The following is a 20,681-nucleotide window of genomic DNA, read 5'->3' on the forward strand; positions in this document are numbered from 1 at the left end:
GGGACATTTGACATGAAGCATCGCACATTCTTCTGGTTCATCCTACCAACTCTTTCAGCAATGATTTTGTTCATCGCTCTGCCAATTGTTTCTGTCTTTATCCAATCGCTTTTCGTTCAACACGAACAGGTTCTGGTTGTTTCGGAAAGTTGTGGACCTTTTGGATGCAAGGAGTCCACCTCGGTCGATCTTGAGGCGACACAGAAACTTCGTGATGAAGCACCTTTAGGCAAGTTCAATGGATTGGGTACCTATACAAACCGCTCGCACTTGGCCTTTGCCGAAATTGGCGAGGCTTGGGCAAACACCGAGACAATGGGCGAGTTCTGGCGAGAGCTGGGTGACCTGCCATTTTATAATGCTCTCACCTTTACCCTAGCATACACGTTCATAGTAACGCCGATGGTCCTGATCCTCGGTATGGCCGTAGCGGTGGGTGTGAACACCCTGCCGCGCAAGCTCAAGGGCGCAGCGATCTTTGTCTCACTCTTGCCCTTCCTTGTCACACCGCTGGTCGGCTCGCTGATCCTGTTCTGGATGGTGGATGGCGACGGTGTCATCGGCGCAACCATTCAAAACATCTTCAATGACCCGAACCTCAGCTTGAAAGCTTCCACCGGTCTCATGTGGTTCATGCTTATGGTATATGGTGTCTGGCACACTTTGCCTTTCAGCTTCATCACATTTTATGCCGGGTTACAAACGGTTCCCGCGGACACAATGGAGGCCGCGCAGATCGACGGAGCCTCGAAGTGGCAACGCTTGGTCTACGTCGTGGTGCCACATCTGATGCCACTCGTGACCTTCGTGACACTGATGCTGATCATGGACAATTTGCGGGTGTTTGAACCGATCGTGAGTTTCTCTGCCGAGGCCCACGCCCGGTCACTGAGCTGGATTATCTTTAACGACCTGCGCGAAAGCGGCAACCCACTCTACGGTTCGGCCGGGGCAACGTCTTTGATCACAATCTTCTTGGTTGTCATCCTGATGATGCCGGTACTCGTTCGCACTTGGCGCGATTTCACACGCAAATCTCACTGAGGACAAGATCATGGCGAGAAAAGCAGAAACACGCATGACCCCACTGAAACTGTTCTCCTTCACGATGGTAGGGTTATGGCTGCTTATCGCAGCGTTCCCCTTCCTTTGGACCTTCTGGGGAAGTTTCAAGGTGCAAGCCGATTTCCTGTCCAAAGCGGATTGGATGAACGCCGTGCGAGGGACCAACACACTCGAACAAACCGGCAGCACATTCACTGGACAAGGCTATTACGGCGCGTGGGTGACGGAAGATTTTTGGTTCAACTTTAAGAACACCAGCATTGTCGTGTTCTTTACAGTCGTCATTTCCCTGACGTTCGGCACGCTTGGAGGCTATGCCCTGGCGCGCTCGGGTTTTCGGTATGCATTTTGGATTCTCATGGCCGCACTCGTGTTTCGTGCCATGCCACATATAACATTGGTTTCGGGTTATCTGTTGTGGTTCTTCGAATGGAATGTCTGGGGCATATTACCGACTACAATCATAGTGTTGGTGGCAATAAATCAACCCTTTACCCTTTGGATGTTGCATTCGTTTTTCAAGAACATCCCTAAAGACATGGACGAGAGTGCCATGGTCGACGGTTGTACACGTTTTCAGGCCTTCAGACACGTGATTGTTCCGGTAATGTGGCCTGGTGTAATCACCACCGGTTTGTTCAGCTTTCTGCTGGCGTATAATGATTTCACCGTCGCCGTGATGCTTCTCAGCGAAGAGAACGAGACAATAATCCCCGCAATCAACAGCTTCATGGGGACCACTCAAGTCGAAGGCAAGGTAATGTATGCGGTTGCCGCCGTGGTATCCGCAACAGCACCGCTGTTTGTCCTGATCCTATTCTTCCAGCGCCAAATCGTAAGCGGTCTGACCGCTGGAGCAGTCAAAGGCTAATACTATGAACGACGCTAGTCCCGTCTCAGACATACACACGCGAAACAAGGCGATCTTGGAGCCTCTTCGAAATGCGATGGTCAATTTTGAACTAAGTAACGTTCGCTCGGCCATTGCCGATATCTTTACGGCAGATGCGGTCATACACATGCCGCACCCGTTTGGTGATTTTTGCGGCCCGACGGACTTTTTCGACGCCTGCTATGTGCCACTTTTCGAAGCAATGCCCGACCTTGAGCGTCGAGATTGGATTGTAATGGCAGGCCGGACCGAGCGGGGGGATGATTGGGTCGGATGCGGCGGCCACTACGTTGGCACCTTTGTAGGGCCGTGGTTGGACATTCCGCCAACCGGGCACCTGACACATATGCGTTTTCACGAGTTCTATCGGATTGTGAACGACAAAGTTGTCGAAATTCAAACCCTTTGGGACATTCCGGAAGTGATGATGCAAGCCCAGGCTTGGCCGATGGCACCGTCATTGGGGCTAGAGTTTTGCATACCGGGCCCCGCCACAAACGACGGCATCATACCCGGACCGTGGGACGAAGTGAAGGCGAACGCATCCTGCGACCACATCGTTACAATGCTGAAGCATATGAAAAAACACCCGAGTCAGGGCGGCCCCGAAAAGATGGAAATGCCGCGTTTCTGGAGCGAACGCGTCAACTGGTACGGCCCGGCCGGAATTGGCACAGGCCGAGGCATCGCTGGTTTCCGCAATTGGCATCAGATCCCATTTCTGAATGGGATGCCGGATCGCGGCCGATACGTAGATGAAATAACCTATCACTTCTTCGGTGACGGCAACTATGCAGCCGTGACCGGGTGGCCGAATATGATCCAAACCGTGACCAACGATGGGTGGATGGGTATTGCACCCACGGGTAAACGCATCACCATGAAATCATTGGATTTCTGGCGCCTGGAAAACAATAAGATTCGGGAAAACTGGGTCATGGTTGACCTTCTGGATGCCTATCAACAACTCGGCGTGGACGTTTTTGCGCGATTGCGTGAATTCAACAAGGTGCGCGTTCCGGGTCGACTATCCTTCCCGATTGGAGACGCTTGATGCCGTCATACCAAGGACATTAGACATGAACGGTTTTGACCCAAAGTTTGTCGATTTGCCCGACTATATCATCAGCATCACGAAAGAACTGTGGGAAGACCGCCGCATCGCCAAACTGCACGACTACTACGCCCCAGATATTGTCGTTCGCTCGCCCGCGTCGGTTGTTGTAGGCAACAAGGACGTGATCGCAGCGACTATGGCGACGCTTTCAGAGTTTCCAGACCGCAAGTTGCTGGACGAAGATGTGATTTGGTGTGGTACGCCAGAAGACGGAATGCTGTCATCTCACAGGCTTTTGTCGACGGCGACGCATACGCATCCCGGCGTTTACGGCGCACCCACGGACAAACAACTTCAATACAGGATCATCGCCGATTGCCACGTCATCAACAACCAGATCAACGACGAATGGCTTATTCGCGATCAAGGCGCAATTGTGCGACAATTGGGTCTGAACCCGAAAGAATACGCACGCGGTTTGATTGAACGAGAAGGCGGACCGAGCAAATGCGTCCAGCGCTACTCTCCAGCGAATGATATCAGTGGTCCGTATTCCGGGACAGGCAATAGCAATATCTGGGGCACGCGATTGGCGAACTTGCTTGAACGTTTGATGCACGCCGAATTCGAAGCAATCCCCGAAGAATATGAACGTGCCGCGCAGTTGGAGTATCCAGGTGGGGCAGCAGCTGTTAGCTTTGACGGTGCAGATCAATTTTGGATGGGATTGCGGGCCAGCTTCCCAACGGCTGAATTCAAGATACACCATATAATTGGTCGTGATGATCCCGCGATGCCACCTCGTGCCGCCGTTCGCTGGACGCTTCACGGAATACACGAAGGATATGGCGCATTTGGTGAGCCGACAGGTGCCGAGGTTTTCGTCCTGGGAGCAACCCACGCCGAATACGGTGAATTGGTTACAGGAAAACCAAAGCTTCGTCGTGAGTGGACCCTTTACGACGAAACAGCCATATGGAAACAGATCCTATTGCAACCGAAAGTAGGGTGTCATTGAGCGTTCAAGACAATGTTGAATGTCGCCAGTGCCTGCGGTGTCTTTGCAAATTCGTATATCTCCAAAGTAATAGTCGTATCACCGGCAACACATTTTGGGCCGGCGAAATCAAAAGTGCAAAAACGTCAAAAAATCTACGTTCGACGCCGCATCCCGATTGATGCTCTCGCTCCAAGAAACCCGAGTCGTCTCAGAATTGCGCCGGGTTTAGATCTGGTTTCTGAAATCCGTCATTGGGCGCAGTGCCACGAGATCACACTCTATTGCGCATTGCGACAATAGTGGACGGACTGTCAAATGGCATGCTTTGCGACCACCGGATGTTCTGCGCCACGATAACACAGTACGAACATCGCAGTGGGGGTGTTATGTGAACCGCCTTCTGGTTGAGCGCACCACCCATCACCGCTTGTCGCGAACCACCCCACAAGTCTTCTGCCCATTCGGCCCGCAGAGTTGCCGTGACTTTCATCCAAAGCGGGCATTCGAAGACTCTACACCCGCCGTTCGGGCAGAATGCGGAAAACGGCGGGATTGAGCCCAAACCTCCCATATGCTGCACAGCGAACCAATGTCCGCTCTCTGAACTGGTGCGCTGGAAGCTGACTTCAATCAAGTGGTCAGAGTTTCCACTCGAACCCAACAGCTTTTTCAGACTCCTCCCAAAGCCGTGTCGTGACAGCTTTGTCATAGGCGTGAGCGTTCAGTGTGCCCTTGCCGACCGGGCCGACCGCTTCCATTCGGCCCGTCGGGCCGTAGAGCGCCCTTTGCTCGGTGAGGGCCTCTTCTGTCGCGCACATGACCTCTGGGTATGAGCCCTGTTCCGCAGTCTGTACCATCGGCGTCTTGGTCATCAGCCACCAGATGAACCGCATCGTGCGGCTGCCGCTGGTGGTTATGAGCGATGTGGCTGATGAGCCGGGATGACAGACGAAGACCTCGACTTCTCTGCGCCCTGCAGCGGCCAGCCGGTCCTGCAGCTCGTAAGCAAACATCATCTGCGCCAGCTTGCTCTGCGAATAGGCGGTGTTCGCTCCGTAGCCCTCATCCCAGTTCATGTCGTCGAACTTGATGGTCTTGAGACCCATGTTGTAGCCGAGGCTGGCGACGACCACGATCCGGCCTTTGCTTTCTGCGATGCGGTCAAAGAGCAGACCATTGAGCAGAAAATGTCCGTAATGGTTGGTGCCAAACTGGCTTTCGAACCCGTCGACGGTCAGCTTGCGCGTCGGCACCTGCGCGATGGCCGCGTTGTTGATAAGCGCGTCGATCCGAGGCACCGTCTTCAGAACTTCTTCGGCAGCCTCGCGCACACTGTCCAAAACCGATAGTTCCGTGCGGACGAAGCTCACGTCGGCTTTCGCGTCGAATTCCTGTCTCAGGTCCGCGATTGCCGCCTCGGATTTCTCGGCCGAGCGGTTCAGCATCACCACCTTGGCGTTCTTCTTCAGAAGAATGCGCGCGGCTTGAAAGCCTGCGCCAGCGTTGGCGCCAGTGATGATGTAGGTCTTGCCTGACTGGTCGCCGAGGCGCTCGGGTGTCCAGCCTTTGGGTCCGAATGTCGTATCTGCCATTTTCTGTCTCCTGCCAGCCCAAGCTGGCGGTTTAAGGTGTTGTTGCTTGAATGCACAGATAGAACCTGACTGGGCGCGAAAACAGGCGATATACTCTCCATTACTTGCCCAATCGTCTCAGCCCCATTGCAAAGATGAAAGTCCTCTGCCAGCTAGAGTGCATGAACAAAGACCAGATCAAAGACCTTATCGAGCGACGTCTGCCAAAGGCAGGCCTCGTCGATACCGCGTTGAAAGGCGTCCAGCTTTTCCGGGTGACCGAGGCCATGCCCTGCGTGCCTGCTGTCTACGAGCCCACGGTGGTGGCTATTCTCAGTGGCAGCAAGGAAGCTGTTCTGGAGGGTGAGCACCACGTCTATGGCAGCGACAAATACCTGCTGTGCCCCATGACTTTACCGGTGGAGGCGGGCACGCCATTGGCGTCCAAGGACGATCCTCTGCTCGGCGTGGTGATTACGCTGGAGCCACGGATGATGCGCGAGCTCACCATGGAAATCGAGGCCGCCGCTGGTGGCAACAAACAATTGCGGGATGGCGCGCCATCGGCTTTGGCATTGGCGTCCTGGGATAGTGGTTTCACGCAGGCACTGCTGCGGCTTCTCGATCTGCTCGACAATCCGGTTGATCTGGAGGTGCTCGGGCAGGGGCGAATGCGCGAGTTGTGTTACGCGGTGCTCATGGGCGAGGCCGGGGCCTCCGCAAGACGAGCCTTTGGCGTCGGCAACGAAATCGCGCGCACCATCGACTACGTCTCAAACCACTTGAATGAACAGGTCACCATCGACGATATGGCCGACCACGTCGGCATGAGCCGGGCGGTCTTCCATCGGCGTTTCAAAGAAGCCACGACAATGTCTCCAATACAGTTCGTGAAATCTATGCGGCTGAACAACGCCGCCATGAAGATTGCCGAAGGAAAGACCGTGTCGGAAGCGGCATGGGACGTAGGCTATCAAAGCGCGTCTCAGTTCAGCCGGGAGTTCAAACGGATGTACGGCCAGTCGCCCCGGCAATGGAGCCATGCGGCGCAGGGGCCCGAACGAATGGCCTAGGGTGCAACAGTGAGCTTACGTTTGAGACGAATGTCCGGTTGAGGTGGTGCTACGGTCAATAGGTGCGTTGTACCGAATGACGGGTTTGTCCGCAGAGCGGACATTTAAGCCTGGTACAGCTAAAGACTGCATTGAGCCCAAAATGACCGATGCTGCGCTCTCTATGAACGTCCGCTTTGAGACGGGCTCTGATCTTGTCGCATTGATGCTTCTTCGAGACGTGATTTAAGACGGTCAACAACATTTTGCGCTGTCGCAATATCATCTGGCGACAGACCTTCCGAGAGTTCATTCACCCATGGGACTTGCTTCGCAATCGCAGCTTCGTACAACTCCTGCCCCTTTGGAGTCATGACAACCAAGTGCGCCCGCTTGTGGTGTGGGTTCGACTGAAACTCCACTATGCCTTCTTTGCTTAATTCATTGATGATCCTTTGTACGCCCTGCCGGTGAACGCCCATCGTCCGAGCATGCCAGGCAACGGATTCCGGTCGATCAGAATATGCGATGGCACCAAGAATCTGCCATCGAGCACTTGTAAGACCGAGTTCTGACACGAGGCGATCACCGGCAAGCTGCAATCGACCGTTTAGCCGAAACACATCCAGTATCAACGCTGTCACGGCTTCTCCTTCTTCGGTTCTTCGCGCATCCGGCATGTCGATTCCTCATTTGATTTGACAACGTGTTGTCATTATGTTTGATGTTTCCCAAATATGACAACATGGCACCAAAACGAAGCTACTTTCAAGGAGTACCGAAATGGTAAGTTTCAAACCACTCGACCCTGAGTTTCCCATTGAGCGGCAATTGGGCATCGACGCTGGACCCGTCGTTCTCGTCAATCTCTTCACAGTCGATCCCGATGAACAAGACGCCTTGGTTGAAGCCTGGAAGAGCGATGCCCAATGGATGCAAAAGCAGCCAGGTTACATCAGCACCCAACTGCACAAAGCTGTTGGTGACGGCAGCATGTATATGAACTACGCGATCTGGGAGTCTGTTGCGAACTTCCGCGCGGCGTTTTCAAACCCCGAGTTTCAGCAGCAGCTCAGCCATTATCCCTCAAGCGCTGTGACCGCCCCCCATCTGTTTGAGAAGGTTGCGGTGCCGAATTGCTGCACGGCCTGACGAAATCCTTTCCAAATGCCAATTTGAGTGAGCCGCTATGAAAACAAAGATTCACGCTATTGCAGGGGGCATCGGCTTTGTGATGATCCTGCTCTTCTGGACATCAACGGCCACCAGCGAGCTCTTTGCGAGCCATGAAACAGTCGCAACCGTCAAGGCATTGATCTTGAAAGGCATGTTCATCCTCATCCCGGCAATGGCCATCGCTGGCGGGTCGGGCATGGCAATGGGCCGGAAACGCAAGGATGCACTTACGAAGGCCAAGAAAAGCCGCATGCCTGTCATTGCGCTGAACGGCTTGTTCATCCTCGTACCTGCCGCTTGGTTTCTGGCTGGAAAAGCCGCCGCTGGTGAATTTGACAGCACCTTTTACACGGTTCAGGTAATTGAGTTGATCGCCGGGGCTGCCAACCTCACTATGATGGGACTGAACATTCGCGACGGCTTGCGAATGACCGGTAGAATTCGGAGGCCTCGCTGAAAATGTGGTTCCAATCCATACATTGGCCAATTTGCCGACATTCGAGCAAACGCAGCGAATTGGCGCTCTGTCCGCATACCGGTCGTTTGCTGCAACTTGCTTGAATGTCCACTGTGCGGACAAAGCGGTTGTTCGCTGCGGCCGCTCGAATGTCTGCATTGGCTGATTGAACCTATTTCGATTCTGTTATTCGAAGCTTCAACTTGTATCTGCCCGAAAGGCGCTGCTTAGAACAGTTTGACTAACTGTTAATTTCCAACGCCTTCATCAATTCGAAGACCTGGCTGCGCATCCAGGCCGCCATCGGGGCGTTGTCTGAACGCTTGTGCCAGATGCCGATGATCAACGCTGGTTCAATATGCATCGGAGGTTCGAACACGTTCAATCCGAATGTCTTGGCCACTTTCTTTGCAAGTTGCGCGGGTACAAGCGCGATGAGGTCGCTTTCGCTAACCGCACGGCAAACGCCACTGAAGACGGGCACTGTCATAGCTACTTGGCGCTGTTTTCCGACGCGATTAAGGGCAGCATCACCCATTGCAGCCAGATTCCCTTCTGGGGAAAACAAAACGTGGTGGAGTGCGCAGAACGTATCCATGTGCATCTGCGTTCCTTCCTGAAGCTCCTCAAGCTTTGGATTTTCCTTGCGAGCTATCACGTGGAACGGCGAATGGAAGAGTGGCTCTCGATTGACCCAGTCCGGCAGGAGCAAATCTGGGATCAGCGCAATGTCAGCATTGCGTCGTTCAAGACTGGCCACATAGTCATTCGGAACCAGATCAACCAGCTGTGCTCGTAGATTGGGCGCTGACTTTTGCAGGAGATCACCCAAGGGTGGCATCAGGAGTTCCGCGAAAAAATCGCTGGCGGCGATCCGGAAAGTGCCTTCAGCGGTTCGCGGATCAAAAGTAGCTGGCGGAGCTAGCAAAGCCTCAAGACGTTCGAGTTCTTCCCGCAAACCGGATTCAATCCTGGACGCGTAATCGGTAGCGACCAAACGGTTTCCCTGCCGGACAAAAAGGGGGTCGTCCAAGGCATGACGAAGACGTGACAATGCACCGGAGACTGCGGATTGCGACATGGCGAGCTTGTCGGCCGCCTTGACGGTTGAGCCTTCGCTAAAGAGGGCGTCCAGCACGCGCAAAAGGTTGAGGTCCAGTGTAGCGAAATTCACCTGGCCGATATCCTATATTAGATATTGCGGTTTGCCTGATAGGTTGGCCTTCGGATAAGTTTCTGTCAACGGAAGCGCTTTCGTTTCAATCCAATGCAAATGGAGAGAAGCGATGAAGGACCTGGCCCAAATCGACGGAGCCATCGAATGGCTCGGCGTAAAATACAAAAACATCCTCGGCCCAGAACAGACAGGCGGCACTATGTCTATAGTGGACAGTTGGTCTCCTGCAGGTAGCGGCCCTCCACGCCACGTGCATCAAAACGAAGACGAAACCTTCGTAATCCTCACCGGAACATGCAGGTTCTGGCTAGAAGGCGAGGAGTTCACCGCAGGGGCCGGTGAAAGCGTATTCATCCCACGAGGCAAGGAACATACCTTCAAGGTGACAAACGACGAACCTTGCCGCCATCTCGTGATCCTGACGCCCGGCGGATTCGAAGGCTTCTTTTCCGACATGGCAGCCGGTCAGTGCCGCATTCCCGAAGACATGCCTGCTATTGAAGAGAGCGCCAAGCGCCACAACATGGCCTTCACTGGCCCGCCGTTGGATTAATACCATGACTGGCAAACACATCGTCTATCATATCCCCGTCTGTCCCTTCTCGCAGCGACTGGAAATCCTACTGGCGCTGCGCGGACTGACGGATGCCGTGGAATTTCGTGTAGTAGACATCACCAAGCCGCGCGACCCTGAATTGCTAGCCAAGACCCGAGGTACGACAGCCTTGCCCGTGCTGGAAACCAGCGACGGCCGTATATTGAAGGAAAGCCTCGTGATCCTGCGCTATCTTGATGAGGCTCTGCCTGGGGCACCGCTACGCCGCAGTGATCCTACCGAACATGCCATTGAGTCGATGCTGATCGCCCGCGAAGGACCGTTCACAATGGCGGGCTATCTCTTTGTCATGAATCAGGATCAGGCGCGCCGAGATGAGTATCTGAATAAGCTTCTCGCGCTCTATCGAGACCTTGATGATTTCCTAAGTCATTACAACCCGACTGGCCCCTTCTTGTTCGAGGACTTCGGGTTGGCAGAGGCTGTTTTTACCCCGATGTTCAAGCGCTTTTGGTTCCTTGACTACTACGAAGGGTTCAAACTACCCGTTGGCAAAGAATATGACCGGGTACGAGCGTGGCGTGATGCATGCATGGCGCATCCAGAAACATCGCAGGTGACTGAAGAAGAGATCGTCAAACTCTACTACGACTACGCGCTCGGGGCTGGAAACGGCGCCCTACTTGACGGTCGCAGCGTTTCAAGTTTCGCCTTCGAACCGCCTTGGCAATCGAGACCCATGCCCCCAAGGGAAAAATATGCGGTTCCAGCCACCGACAAAGAGCTGGGACTTGTCGCCTGACCATGGAGTAAACAGCCCAAACCGGACCTTCATGCGCCGACCGGCATCGGACAAAATGGGCTCGAAGCAGTCATCCGACGGCATTAGCGATGAGACTGGTTTGTGGTTGCGAGCGGTCATTGGGGCCGCTCTCAGGATTGGTCCGACATCGGCCCTCCCAGCAATATTCAACGAGTTTTCAAGCTTGACGCTGAGGTTCTACCGCCGTCTGACCCTCTCTCGATTGCGCTCCCGACGTTCGATGTTGATCCGGTGGTCCCGGCCCAATGCCCGGTAGAAGCCCGGTCCCTTGGACCAGTTCAGAAAATGGGCAAAGCTGTCGACCTGATCGTCGTTGCGCCCGCGTGGAAAGGACTGAAGCTCTCGTTTGAATACCGGCAGCCAGGGTGCGTCTGCAGGCAGATACACCTTGCCCTCTTCGACAGGACCGCAAGCGGACTGGAACCGGGTTTCCTTGTCTTTGTCGGGTTTAATGCGTTCGTAGCGCCGACGGATATCACGAAACAATTCGTCCAGAAGCGGTTTGCCGGAGGCCGCATCTTCGATCAGAACACGATCGGGATCCCAACGACCGACAAGCTGCAGTGCCTTGGCTTTTAGGTCTGGGTAGTCTACCTGCCCGCGCCAGACGTCGAGAAGGGGTGCTGTCAGACGAATTCGAACCAGTCTCAGTTTGCCGCGGAAACCGCGAACCTATCCGGAACAAAGCTGACGCCACTCGCTAAGAGCGGCGGCGCGGGTCAGCTTGAAGGTGTCTCGACTGGCTAGCGATCTTTCCTGGTTGAAGTGATTGTAGACGGAGGAATGGACGGAGGCGAATTTCTGTAGACTTCGCATGCGCCTGAAACGCTGCATCGCGCGTTCGCGTCGTCGAAACGGCAGGTGTGAATTCTCGGCGCGGTTGTTGAGCCACCTGCCCGTCTGTTGTTTTTCGAACGCGCCTATTTCTCTGAGCGCAGCCTTGTAGGAAGCGAAGCGATCTGTGACGACCTCCTTGGCGCAACCGTGCCGTTTCATCAATTTCCTGAGGAATTTTAGTGCTGCAGCCTTGTTTCGGCGCTTGGTGACAACTGCTTCCAGCACTTCACCTTCGTGATCTACTGCACGCCACAGATAATGTCGCTTGCCATTCACCTTTACGAAAACCTCGTCCACGTGCCACTTCCATTTCGAGAACGCGCGCAGCTGCTGCACACGCTTCCGTCGGATCTCAGCTGCAAACATTGGACCAAACCTGTTCCACCAATATCGGACGGTTTCGTGGCTCACGTCGATGCCTCGCTCGTGCAACAGATCTTCGACATTTCGAAGCGAGAGCGGGAAACGGATGTACAGCATCACCGCAAGGCGGATGACCTCGGGACTGGTTTTGAAGTACTTGAAAGAGGCAGGTTTGGTCATGGGCAAAAGCTACGCAACCGTCCTGCCTGCCTCAAGACAAGTTCTTCTGACAAGACCTCCCTGACGCCTTCATCCGCACCCGTGCTCAGCTCGCCTTTCTCTCACCAAAGATTCAAACGGCGATTCTCGACGGGAGCCAGCCGCCCGAACTCACACTCAAGCGTCTGGTCAGCGTGACCCACCCACTTGAATGGTCCGAACAGGAACGCCTGTTCGGCTTCTGACATCTCCAGCTCCTGCGTCCCTGATACAGACTTCGCCCTCCCTGATCCGGCGGAACAATTCCCTGTTCGCACGAGGAAATTCCCTGTTCCACCTTTTAGGGAATTTGCAACATAAACCTCTGAGAAACATACAGTTCTGATAGAAGAAATGACGGAAGTCAGTCCCGGTTTGCGAAAATTCCCTGTAAATTACAGGTTATCAGGGAAATCCAGCCCAAAGCGACCCCGCTAAAATGCGACACTGAGACTCGCGCCTGAATTGTCCTCTGAATGTACGGTTTGCTTCGTCTCTGATTGAAAGCGCATGCGCCAACGCGCGGGAATTGCGTAACAATTCCGGATCAGAAAATACAACTGAAGTGAGACAGGTATGAGTGGCGGGGAGACAGGGATTCGAACCCTGGGAACGCTCTCACGTTCAACGGTTTTCAAGACCGCCGCATTCGACCACTCTGCCACCTCCCCGCGTGCCGCAGGGTCTAAGCTGTGTTTCAGGCAGAGGCAAGCCATAAAGCGGGAAATCTTGCCTAAGCTTCAGCAGCAGTCTTTCCTTAGCCCCGTGCCCGCGTTATCATTCGCGGACAAGACCGCTAGAGACTGGCAAGAAGAACCAGCAATCACGCGGTGGGGCGCGGCCAATATGGCCTTGTCAGGCAAGGGATTGAGACAATGGAGCGAGCTACGGGCACACGCTTTGGGCCACAACGGCTGGCAATTCTGGTCGTGATTTTGGCCGCACTGGCCGGGTGCGAAGAAGGGTTCAGCCTGCAAGAGGCCCCGGAAGAGGAAGTTGCGACCGAAGAGGCGGACAATACCAACAGGTTCGAATTGTTCCCAGACGCAGCACCTACGAACCAGCGTGATGTTGAGGCACCCGATGTATTTCAGGTAACCGAAGCCGGACTTTGGGATGGACGCCCCTCTCTGGGTGGAATTTGGGTGGCACATCCTGATGTTACTCAACCCGAGCGGGTGCGGATCAAGAACACAGCCAACAACAAGACAGTTACGGGCGCATTGTTCCGCCGTGAGCGGGCTTTACCTGGACCTGCGCTACAGGTCTCTTCCTCGGCTGCAGAACAACTTGGTATGCTGGCGGGGGCCCCAACCAAGGTTCAAGTCGTGGCGCTGCGCCGTGAGGCGATTGAGGTGCCTCCTGCCCCTGAAGAGACAGAGGCGACCGAAGATGGAGAGGTTGCGGAAGGAACCGAAGCGGCGACGGAAACAGCTGAAGGCGAAGCAGTCGAACAGCCCGTTAAACGTAAGTGGTGGCAGAAAAAACCAACCGATGACACGAATGCTGGTGCTGCAGTCGTTGCTGGGGCAGCCGCTGGCGCCGTCGTCGCATCTTCGGACGATGAGTCGGCCCCTGCCGAATTGCAAAGCACCGAGGTTGCCGATGCAGATCCACAAGCGACTGAGCAACCAGTCAAACGCAAATGGTGGCAGAAAAAACCAACGGATGAAGCCAACGCTGCGGCAGCAGGAGCAGCTGCTGCCGCCGTCACAGAGGCTGATGCCGCCCCGACCGAGGTGCAGTCGGCGGCATTGTCAGACCCAGAGATAACACCGCCAACTGAGAAGCCCGCTAAGCGCAAGTGGTGGCAAAAGAAAAACCCTAACGAGATCACCGAAACGCCATTGGACCCGATCGCAGGTGCTGCGGCAGCAATTGAAGCATCCGAGCCGACCGCTGCAGCGGCACCGGTGGCAGCAAGCACTGCAACGGCAGGAGGCTTATCCAAGCCGTATGTTCAGGCTGGAACTTTTGGCGTTGAATCCAATGCCAAGAGCGCAGCGGAAAAGATACGTCGGAATGGGATGAATGCTGACGTGTTTGAACTGAAAGGTGAAGACAAATCAGTATGGCGCGTTCTGGTTGGACCTGTTGCAACACGCAGCGAACGCCGGGCATTGTTGAATGACGTCAAAGACCTTGGGTTTACTGATGCCTTCACGGCCAAGAACTGACTGAACTAGGAGGCGAATGATGCTTTCCGCTTTACGATCAACCTCTCTTGCCATCGGGCTGGCACTAATGGCGCTGCCGGCCTATGCGTTCGACACCACCGCGCGCGCTGCTTATGTGATCGATCAGAAAACCGGCACTGTGCTGTTGTCGAAAGACGCTGATCAGCCTCTGCCCCCGGCTTCTATGTCGAAACTCATGACGCTTTATGTCGCGTTTGAAGCGCTGCGCGATGGTCGCCTTACGCTGGACGAAACTCTGCCCGTATCTGAACACGCCATGAGCTATGGTGGCTCGACCATGTTCCTGAACACGCAGGACCGTGTGCGGGTCGAAGACCTTCTGCGCGGGATCATTGTGCTATCTGGAAACGACGCCTGCGTCGTGATTGCCGAGGCATTGAGCCCCGACGGGACCGAAGCCGGGTTTGCCCGTTTTATGACCCAGCGCGGGCAACAGATGGGTATGAACAACTCAAACTTTGCCAATTCTAATGGCTGGCCTGCTGCGGGGCACATGATGTCTGTGCATGATCTGGCAGTTCTGGCCGATCGATTGATCACTGATTTCCCTGAATACTATCCCCTCTTTGCGGAAGAGGTTTTCGAATTCGACGGTCGTGCCCCGTCGAACGCACGCAACCGCAATCCTCTACTGAAACTGGATATCGGGGCCGACGGTCTCAAGACCGGTCACACGCAAGAAGCAGGATATGGTCTGGTTGGTTCGGCCAAACAAGGGGATCGCCGGGTTGTCTTTGTGCTCTCCGGGCTCGACAGCGTCGGCAAGCGGGCAGAGGAGGCTGAGGCCGTGGTTAACTGGTCGTTTCGAAATTTTGTCGAGAGGACAGTTGCCAAATCGGAAGAACCGGTAGCGCAGGCCAAGCTTTGGATGGGTGCGGAAAAAACTGTGGGTTTGGTGCCCGAAGGCGATCTGACCCTGCTATTTCCAGTCCTGGGCAACAAGGACATTGAGGCCGAAGTCGTTTATGAGGGCCCGATCAATGCGCCGGTCAGCAAAGGCCAACAGCTGGCTGAGTTGGTGATCAAACCCGAAGGCCTACCGGAAATCCGCCGCCCGTTGGTGGCAGACAGGGATGTCCCCCTCGGCGGGTTTGTCGTCCGCATGATGACAGTGGGCGGCATCGTTCTAAAAGACGTGATCAACAATCCGCTGGAGCAAATGTGACGGCGCGCGGCACGTTTCTTACCTTCGAAGGCATTGACGGATCCGGCAAGTCTACACAAGCTCGACTGCTGGCCGATCACCTGCGACGTGAAGGCCGCGATGTCATTCTGACTCGGGAACCGGGTGGGTCTGCCGGTGCCGAAGAAATTCGCAATCTGGTTTTACAGGGCGACCCGGATCGTTGGTCGGCCGAAACGGAAATTCTGCTATTCACTGCAGCCCGGCGTGACCATCTGGAACGCACAATCGAACCCGCACTGGCCGCTGGAAAAGTGGTCATCTGCGACCGATTTGCCGACAGCACTCGCATGTATCAGGGGATGTCGCGTGGCGATCTTCGCAGCCTCGTGGATCAGCTGCACAATTTGATGATCGGGCGCGAGCCTGACCTGACACTACTGATCGATATGGATCCGGAAACCGGTCTATCACGCGCTAAGGGTCGGCAAGGTGCCGAAGAACGGTTCGAAGATTTCGGTGTCGATCTTCAACTGCAGATGCGTGCAGGTTTTCTCGCTCTGGCGGACGAATTCCAGGATCGTTTTCGAGTAGTGAACGGCAATAGGGACATGGACAGCGTCGCGCAGGATGTGACAGATATTGTTATGACTTCTCTGCGATAGACCAGACATGAGCGACGACACCCTAACTCCGGATCAGGCCCCTGGCGCACCACATCCGCGAGAAACCACCCCTCTTATCGGGCAGGACGCAGCACAACAGGCCTTTCTGACCGCGTACAATTCGGATCGATTGCACCATGGTTGGTTGCTGACCGGTCCTCGTGGAGTGGGCAAAGCAACACTAGCATGGCGGATCGCGCAGTTCTTGCTGGCCACGCCGCCACGCGAGGATGGCGGACTGTTCGGCGCTCCACCTCCGCCTGACACTTTGGATATTGCCCCGGAACACCCGGTCGCCCATCGCATTCTTGCCGGGGCCGAACCCGGCCTTGCCGCAATTACCCGCTCTGTCAACGATCAGGGACGGCTGCGCAATGAAATTGTTGTTGATGACGTCCGCAAACTTGGGCGGTTCTTCGGCTTGTCCTCAGCTGATGGGGGTCGACGGGTTGTCATTGTGGACTCGGCGGATGAAATGAACGTCAGCGCCGCAAACGCGCTGCTGAAAATGCTAGAAGAGCCCCCCGCGCGCACAACTCTGCTGCTGATTTCGCACCAACCCTCGCGCCTGCTGCCGACCATCCGGTCGCGTTGCCGCACACTGCGGCTATCCCCTCTCTCGCCTGACGACATGCAGGCTGCGCTGTCGCAAACCGATACGGAAATTCCTAGCCAGACTGACCATCTCGCAGCGCTCGCAGCTGGATCAGTGGGCGACGCCGTTCGCATAATAAACCTCGGCGGGCTGGAACTTTATGCCGAACTGATCGCTATTTTAGGCACCCTGCCCCGGTTTGACCGCCAGCGCGCTCTGAAACTGGCCGAAACGGCTGCGCAGCGGGGGGCGGCCGAACGGTTCGATCTGCTGCTTTCATTGATAGACGTGGTGCTCTCGCGCCTGGCTCTGACTGGTGCGACCGGCACCGCACTGATGCCCGAGGCCGCCCCGAATGAGGCCGAAACTTTATCGCGTCTCTCCAGCTCACCGCAAAAGGCCCGCCAATGGGCCGAAATCGCCGCCCCCATCACGGCGCGTGCGCGGCATGGGCAGGCGGTGAACCTTGACCCTGCCTCGCTTGTCCTAGATACGCTGTTCAAGATACAGGAAACCGCCGGTCACAACAGATGAGCCCCACTCCCGAAATTACCGACAGCCATAGCCATCTGGATTTCCCGGATTTTGACGGTCAGTTGGAAGAAATCGTTTCACGCGCTGCCGACGCTGGCGTGACACGCATGGTGACCATCTGCACACGGTTGCGTAACGAGCCCACGGTACGTGCCATCGCCGAGGCTCATGCCCCTGTCTTTTATGCCGCGGGCACCCACCCGATGAGCGCCGCTGACGAGCCGATGGCAACAGTCGATGAACTGCTCGCATTCGCCAAGCATCCGAAATTCGTGGGCATTGGGGAAAGCGGGCTTGATTATCACTACACGGCTGAGTCGGCGGACGTTCAAAAGCGTTCGCTGCGTATCCATATCGAAGCGGCGCAGCGGACCGGATTACCCCTGATTATCCATGCACGTGCCGCGGATGAGGACATGGCACGTATCTTGGCGGATGAGCATAGAAACGCTCCGTATTCCTGTGTCATGCATTGCTTTTCTTCCTCAGCCGAGCTGGCCCGAGCCGCCCTTGATCTTGGCTTCTATCTATCCATGTCCGGCATTGCAGCATTCCCCAAAAGTCAGGAGCTGCGTGATATCTTCGCCGCCGCGCCCATAGATCGTATCCTGGTTGAAACCGACGCGCCCTATCTGGCGCCGCCGCCATACCGCGGCAAACGAAACGAACCGGCCTACACCGCGCATACAGCGCGTAAAGGGGCCGAAGTGTTCGGTTTGGAGTACGCCGATTTCGCCGCCCAAACACAGGCCAATTTTGACCGGCTGTTCACCAAAGCCGCTAGCTACAAGGCCGCTGCATGAGCGAGCTGCGCTTTACAATACTTGGCTGCGGTTCGTCCGGAGGTGTACCGCGACTTGGGGGGCATTGGGGTGAATGCGATCCGGAGAACCCCAAAAACATCCGGCGTCGCTGCTCACTGTTGGTCGAACGCGATGGGCCAGAGGGTACAACCTCGGCATTGATCGATACGTCTCCTGATATGCGCAGCCAATTGCTGGGCACCGGAACGGGGCGTTTGGATGGCGTGATCTACACCCATTCCCATGCCGATCACACCAATGGCATCGACGATCTGCGGATGATTGTTTTCAACATGAAAACCCGCGTGCCTGTATGGGCGGACGGCGATACCCAGAACGATCTACTCGGCCGCTTTGGTTATGCGTTTGTTCAACCCGAAGGCTCACCCTATCCGCCCATCCTGGACCTAAAGACAATCAATGGCCCGTTTGAGATTTCCGGCCCCGGCGGCCTGATCCCCTTTCGACCATTCCGTGTGAACCATGGGTCGATTGATGCTCTTGGCTTCAAGATGGGAAATCTCGTTTATCTGCCTGATGTTGCAGAGCTTTATGATGAGAGCATGGCTGAGCTTTCAGAACTCGACTGCCTTATCATTGATGCCCTACGCCGATCCCCGCATCCAACCCATGCCCATCTGGAGAAGACGCTGGGCTGGATTGAGCAATTGAAACCAAAACGTGCCGTTCTGACCAACATGCATATCGATCTGGATTATGCCACGGTTAATGCGGAAACACCGGATCATATTACGCCTGCTTTTGACGGCATGGTGATCCGGCAACCTCTGTAGGGCAAGACGCTGTTCGCGCGCGTGATACCGTCGATGGCAGTGCCATGTTCCAAAGCCTGATCGATGTCATCCTGCCGGTGTTTTTGGTCATCGGCGCCGGGTATACGGCAACCCGGTTCGGATATTTCCGCGAAGACCATATCGACGGGTTGATGAAATTCACGCAGGGATTCGCCATTCCCTGTTTGTTGTTTCTGGCCATCGCCAATCTCGATCTCAGCGCAAGCTTCGACCCCAGACTATTAACCAGTTTCTATTCGGCAGCCGGCCTCTGTTTTGTCGCCGGAATGGTTGGCGCTCGCCTCATATTCGGACGCGAGTGGGAGGACTCGATCGCGATTGGCTTCTGCTGCTTGTTCTCAAATTCGGTGCTTTTAGGGCTGCCCATCACAGAACGTGCCTACGGACCGGACAACTTGACGGGAAATTTTGCGATCATCGCCTTCCATTCACCGTTTTGCTATTGTGTTGGTATCACCGTGATGGAGATCTTTCGAAACCGTGGCCATGGTGGGACACGGATGGTGAAATCCGTATTGTCCGCAATGTTCAAGAATGCGTTGATACTGGGCATCTCATTGGGCTTTGTTGTCAATCTTACCGGATTTGTAATACCGGGCGTGGTTGATGACGCGTTGAACCTGATTACGCGCGCGGCCCTACCCGGCGCACTGTTCGCATTGGGGGGCGTGTTGGTGAAGTACCGACCCGAAGGCGATTTGCGCGCCATTATCTTCGTCTGTTGCATCTCGCTGTTGCTACATCCAAGCCTCGTATGGCTATTCGGAACTTCACTGGCGCTACCGCAAGATCTGTTTCGCTCAGGTGTTCTTACCGCTGCGATGGCTCCGGGCTTCAACGCCTATATCTTTGCAAACATGTATGGGCGCGCCAAACGGGTTGCTGCATCTTCAGTTTTGATCGGCACCGCATCATCCATACTGACTGTCTGGCTTTGGTTGACTCTACTTGGATAGCCAGATCAAAAATCCTGCATTGACTCTGCAAACAAGCAGGACATCTTTCGCAGCACCATCTCGGAGCACCGCATGCCACACGCCGTTATCGTCGCACATGGACAACCGTCAAATCCGGCACCCGCCGAGGCGGCGCTGGCGCGCTTTGCCAGGCAAATAGATTCACTGTGTCATCGGGTCTCGGTTCATTCCGCCACTTTGGCTGCACCTGACGCACTTGAGACGTGCCTTGACGAATTGCACGGCGACATAGCGATCTATCCGTTGTTCATGGCGAAGGGTTGGTTTGTGACCAAGGCTTTACCTAAGCGACTTGGTTCTCGGTCGGTCAGAATTCTGGATCCTCTAGGTATCGACCCACAGTTGCCATTTTTGGTTAAAAGCGCCCTGCATCAAAAACTTGAAAATCTAGGATGGTCAGCACCTGACACTGATCTGGTAATTGCAGCCCATGGTTCAGGGCGCAGCAATAACCCGGCAACGGTGGCCCATGGGTTTGCAGATACGCTGGGCCAATTGGTCACATTCAAAAGCACCCGAACCGGCTTTGTTGAGCAATCTCCAAGCATTGCCGAGTCAGCATCAGGATGTGGTGAAAAGGCGCTTTGCCTACCCTTCTTTGCCTGTACCGGAGGCCATGTGCTCGAAGATGTGCCGCAAGAATTGGCCCGCGCAAACTTCGCCGGCCAAGTTATGCCAGTCATTTCTGAGCTACCCCAAGTCGAACAACATATCGCTGCGATATTGGACGCCATTTAGGCAAGCGCA

General features: G+C 55.2%; 23 protein-coding genes and 1 tRNA gene. 17 read left to right on the forward strand and 7 right to left on the reverse strand.

Going from position 1 to position 20,681, the window contains the following annotated elements:
• Positions 1-12: 12 nt before the first annotated feature.
• The 4 genes from G7G_RS0117345 to G7G_RS0117360 all read left to right on the forward strand — a co-directional run bounded on the left by G7G_RS0117345 (position 13) and on the right by G7G_RS0117360 (position 4,032).
• Positions 13-1,044 (forward strand): carbohydrate ABC transporter permease, encoded by a 1,032-nt coding sequence (locus G7G_RS0117345; protein WP_010442719.1) that lies wholly within the window; start codon positions 13-15, stop codon positions 1,042-1,044.
• Positions 1,045-1,054: 10 nt separating this feature from the next.
• Positions 1,055-1,936 carry a carbohydrate ABC transporter permease gene (locus G7G_RS0117350; protein WP_010442720.1) on the forward strand — a complete coding sequence of 294 codons (882 nt, stop codon included), beginning with the start codon at positions 1,055-1,057 and terminating at the stop codon, positions 1,934-1,936.
• A gap of 76 nt (positions 1,937-2,012) precedes the next feature.
• On the forward strand, positions 2,013-3,011 hold the full coding sequence (locus G7G_RS0117355) for an ester cyclase (RefSeq protein WP_010442721.1): 999 nt from the start codon (positions 2,013-2,015) through the stop codon (positions 3,009-3,011).
• A 25-nt stretch (positions 3,012-3,036) separates the two neighbouring features.
• The gene (locus G7G_RS0117360) at positions 3,037-4,032 is read left to right on the forward strand and encodes a nuclear transport factor 2 family protein (protein WP_010442722.1); all 996 of its coding nucleotides are present in this window, start codon (positions 3,037-3,039) and stop codon (positions 4,030-4,032) included.
• A 620-nt stretch (positions 4,033-4,652) separates the two neighbouring features.
• On the opposite strand, the gene G7G_RS0117365 is transcribed toward G7G_RS0117360, so the two are convergent.
• Complete coding sequence (locus tag G7G_RS0117365; RefSeq protein WP_010442723.1) at positions 4,653-5,606, reverse strand: SDR family oxidoreductase; 954 nt, start codon at positions 5,604-5,606, stop codon at positions 4,653-4,655.
• Positions 5,607-5,767: 161 nt separating this feature from the next.
• Between G7G_RS0117365 and G7G_RS0117370 the strand changes: the two genes are divergently transcribed.
• Positions 5,768-6,658, forward strand: a complete 891-nt coding sequence (locus tag G7G_RS0117370) for an AraC family transcriptional regulator (RefSeq protein ID WP_010442724.1) — start codon at positions 5,768-5,770, stop codon at positions 6,656-6,658.
• A 161-nt stretch (positions 6,659-6,819) separates the two neighbouring features.
• Here the strand turns inward: G7G_RS0117370 and G7G_RS0117375 are convergent, their stop codons facing one another.
• A complete protein-coding gene (locus tag G7G_RS0117375; RefSeq protein WP_010442725.1) occupies positions 6,820-7,317 on the reverse strand; it encodes a MarR family winged helix-turn-helix transcriptional regulator in 498 nt (165 codons plus the stop codon).
• 103 nt (positions 7,318-7,420) lie between these two features.
• Between G7G_RS0117375 and G7G_RS0117380 the strand changes: the two genes are divergently transcribed.
• On the forward strand, positions 7,421-7,789 hold the full coding sequence (locus tag G7G_RS0117380) for an antibiotic biosynthesis monooxygenase family protein (RefSeq protein WP_010442726.1): 369 nt from the start codon (positions 7,421-7,423) through the stop codon (positions 7,787-7,789).
• Between the two features lie 37 nt (positions 7,790-7,826).
• Complete coding sequence (locus G7G_RS0117385) at positions 7,827-8,270, forward strand: hypothetical protein (RefSeq protein ID WP_010442727.1); 444 nt, start codon at positions 7,827-7,829, stop codon at positions 8,268-8,270.
• Between the two features lie 241 nt (positions 8,271-8,511).
• Here the strand turns inward: G7G_RS0117385 and G7G_RS0117390 are convergent, their stop codons facing one another.
• On the reverse strand, positions 8,512-9,444 hold the full coding sequence (locus G7G_RS0117390; protein WP_010442728.1) for a LysR family transcriptional regulator: 933 nt from the start codon (positions 9,442-9,444) through the stop codon (positions 8,512-8,514).
• Positions 9,445-9,556: 112 nt separating this feature from the next.
• On the opposite strand from G7G_RS0117390, the gene G7G_RS0117395 reads away from it, so the two are divergent.
• Both G7G_RS0117395 and G7G_RS0117400 read left to right on the forward strand, forming a co-directional pair.
• Positions 9,557-10,000, forward strand: coding sequence for a cupin domain-containing protein (locus G7G_RS0117395; protein WP_010442729.1), 444 nt, complete (start codon positions 9,557-9,559; stop codon positions 9,998-10,000).
• Between the two features lie 4 nt (positions 10,001-10,004).
• Positions 10,005-10,805, forward strand: a complete 801-nt coding sequence (locus G7G_RS0117400) for a glutathione S-transferase family protein (protein WP_010442730.1) — start codon at positions 10,005-10,007, stop codon at positions 10,803-10,805.
• Between the two features lie 198 nt (positions 10,806-11,003).
• On the opposite strand, the gene terL is transcribed toward G7G_RS0117400, so the two are convergent.
• From terL to G7G_RS0117420, 4 genes are all read right to left on the reverse strand, one after another.
• Entirely contained in the window at positions 11,004-11,477 is a 474-nt protein-coding gene (gene terL, locus G7G_RS23980) for a phage terminase large subunit (protein WP_083829030.1), read from the reverse strand.
• Positions 11,478-11,498: 21 nt separating this feature from the next.
• Entirely contained in the window at positions 11,499-12,206 is a 708-nt protein-coding gene (locus G7G_RS0117410) for an IS6 family transposase (RefSeq protein ID WP_010442732.1), read from the reverse strand.
• A 101-nt stretch (positions 12,207-12,307) separates the two neighbouring features.
• Complete coding sequence (locus tag G7G_RS24860; RefSeq protein WP_010442733.1) at positions 12,308-12,433, reverse strand: hypothetical protein; 126 nt, start codon at positions 12,431-12,433, stop codon at positions 12,308-12,310.
• Between the two features lie 372 nt (positions 12,434-12,805).
• A tRNA-Ser gene (locus tag G7G_RS0117420) sits at positions 12,806-12,895 on the reverse strand.
• 204 nt (positions 12,896-13,099) lie between these two features.
• On the opposite strand from G7G_RS0117420, the gene G7G_RS25010 reads away from it, so the two are divergent.
• The 8 genes from G7G_RS25010 (at position 13,100) to G7G_RS0117460 (ending at position 20,672) form a co-directional block, all read left to right on the forward strand.
• Positions 13,100-14,401: an SPOR domain-containing protein gene (locus G7G_RS25010; protein ID WP_029622137.1), complete on the forward strand. Its 1,302-nt coding sequence runs from the start codon at positions 13,100-13,102 to the stop codon at positions 14,399-14,401.
• 19 nt (positions 14,402-14,420) lie between these two features.
• Positions 14,421-15,587 (forward strand): D-alanyl-D-alanine carboxypeptidase family protein, encoded by a 1,167-nt coding sequence (locus G7G_RS0117430; protein ID WP_010442735.1) that lies wholly within the window; start codon positions 14,421-14,423, stop codon positions 15,585-15,587.
• Positions 15,584-16,210 (forward strand): dTMP kinase, encoded by a 627-nt coding sequence (tmk, locus tag G7G_RS0117435; RefSeq protein WP_010442736.1) that lies wholly within the window; start codon positions 15,584-15,586, stop codon positions 16,208-16,210. The genes G7G_RS0117430 and tmk overlap by 4 nt, the downstream gene beginning before the upstream one ends.
• A gap of 7 nt (positions 16,211-16,217) precedes the next feature.
• Positions 16,218-17,339, forward strand: coding sequence for a DNA polymerase III subunit delta' (locus G7G_RS0117440; RefSeq protein ID WP_010442737.1), 1,122 nt, complete (start codon positions 16,218-16,220; stop codon positions 17,337-17,339).
• The gene (locus G7G_RS0117445) at positions 17,336-18,142 is read left to right on the forward strand and encodes a TatD family hydrolase (protein WP_010442738.1); all 807 of its coding nucleotides are present in this window, start codon (positions 17,336-17,338) and stop codon (positions 18,140-18,142) included. Before G7G_RS0117440 ends, G7G_RS0117445 begins: the two co-directional genes overlap by 4 nt.
• Positions 18,139-18,936 carry an MBL fold metallo-hydrolase gene (locus G7G_RS0117450; RefSeq protein ID WP_010442739.1) on the forward strand — a complete coding sequence of 266 codons (798 nt, stop codon included), beginning with the start codon at positions 18,139-18,141 and terminating at the stop codon, positions 18,934-18,936. Before G7G_RS0117445 ends, G7G_RS0117450 begins: the two co-directional genes overlap by 4 nt.
• A gap of 44 nt (positions 18,937-18,980) precedes the next feature.
• Positions 18,981-19,913 carry an AEC family transporter gene (locus G7G_RS0117455; RefSeq protein WP_010442740.1) on the forward strand — a complete coding sequence of 311 codons (933 nt, stop codon included), beginning with the start codon at positions 18,981-18,983 and terminating at the stop codon, positions 19,911-19,913.
• 72 nt (positions 19,914-19,985) lie between these two features.
• Entirely contained in the window at positions 19,986-20,672 is a 687-nt protein-coding gene (locus G7G_RS0117460) for a sirohydrochlorin chelatase (RefSeq protein ID WP_010442741.1), read from the forward strand.
• The last annotated feature ends 9 nt before the right edge of the window (positions 20,673-20,681 follow it).

Source organism: Ruegeria conchae (genome assembly GCF_000192475.1).
GTDB classification, from domain to species: domain Bacteria; phylum Pseudomonadota; class Alphaproteobacteria; order Rhodobacterales; family Rhodobacteraceae; genus Ruegeria; species Ruegeria conchae.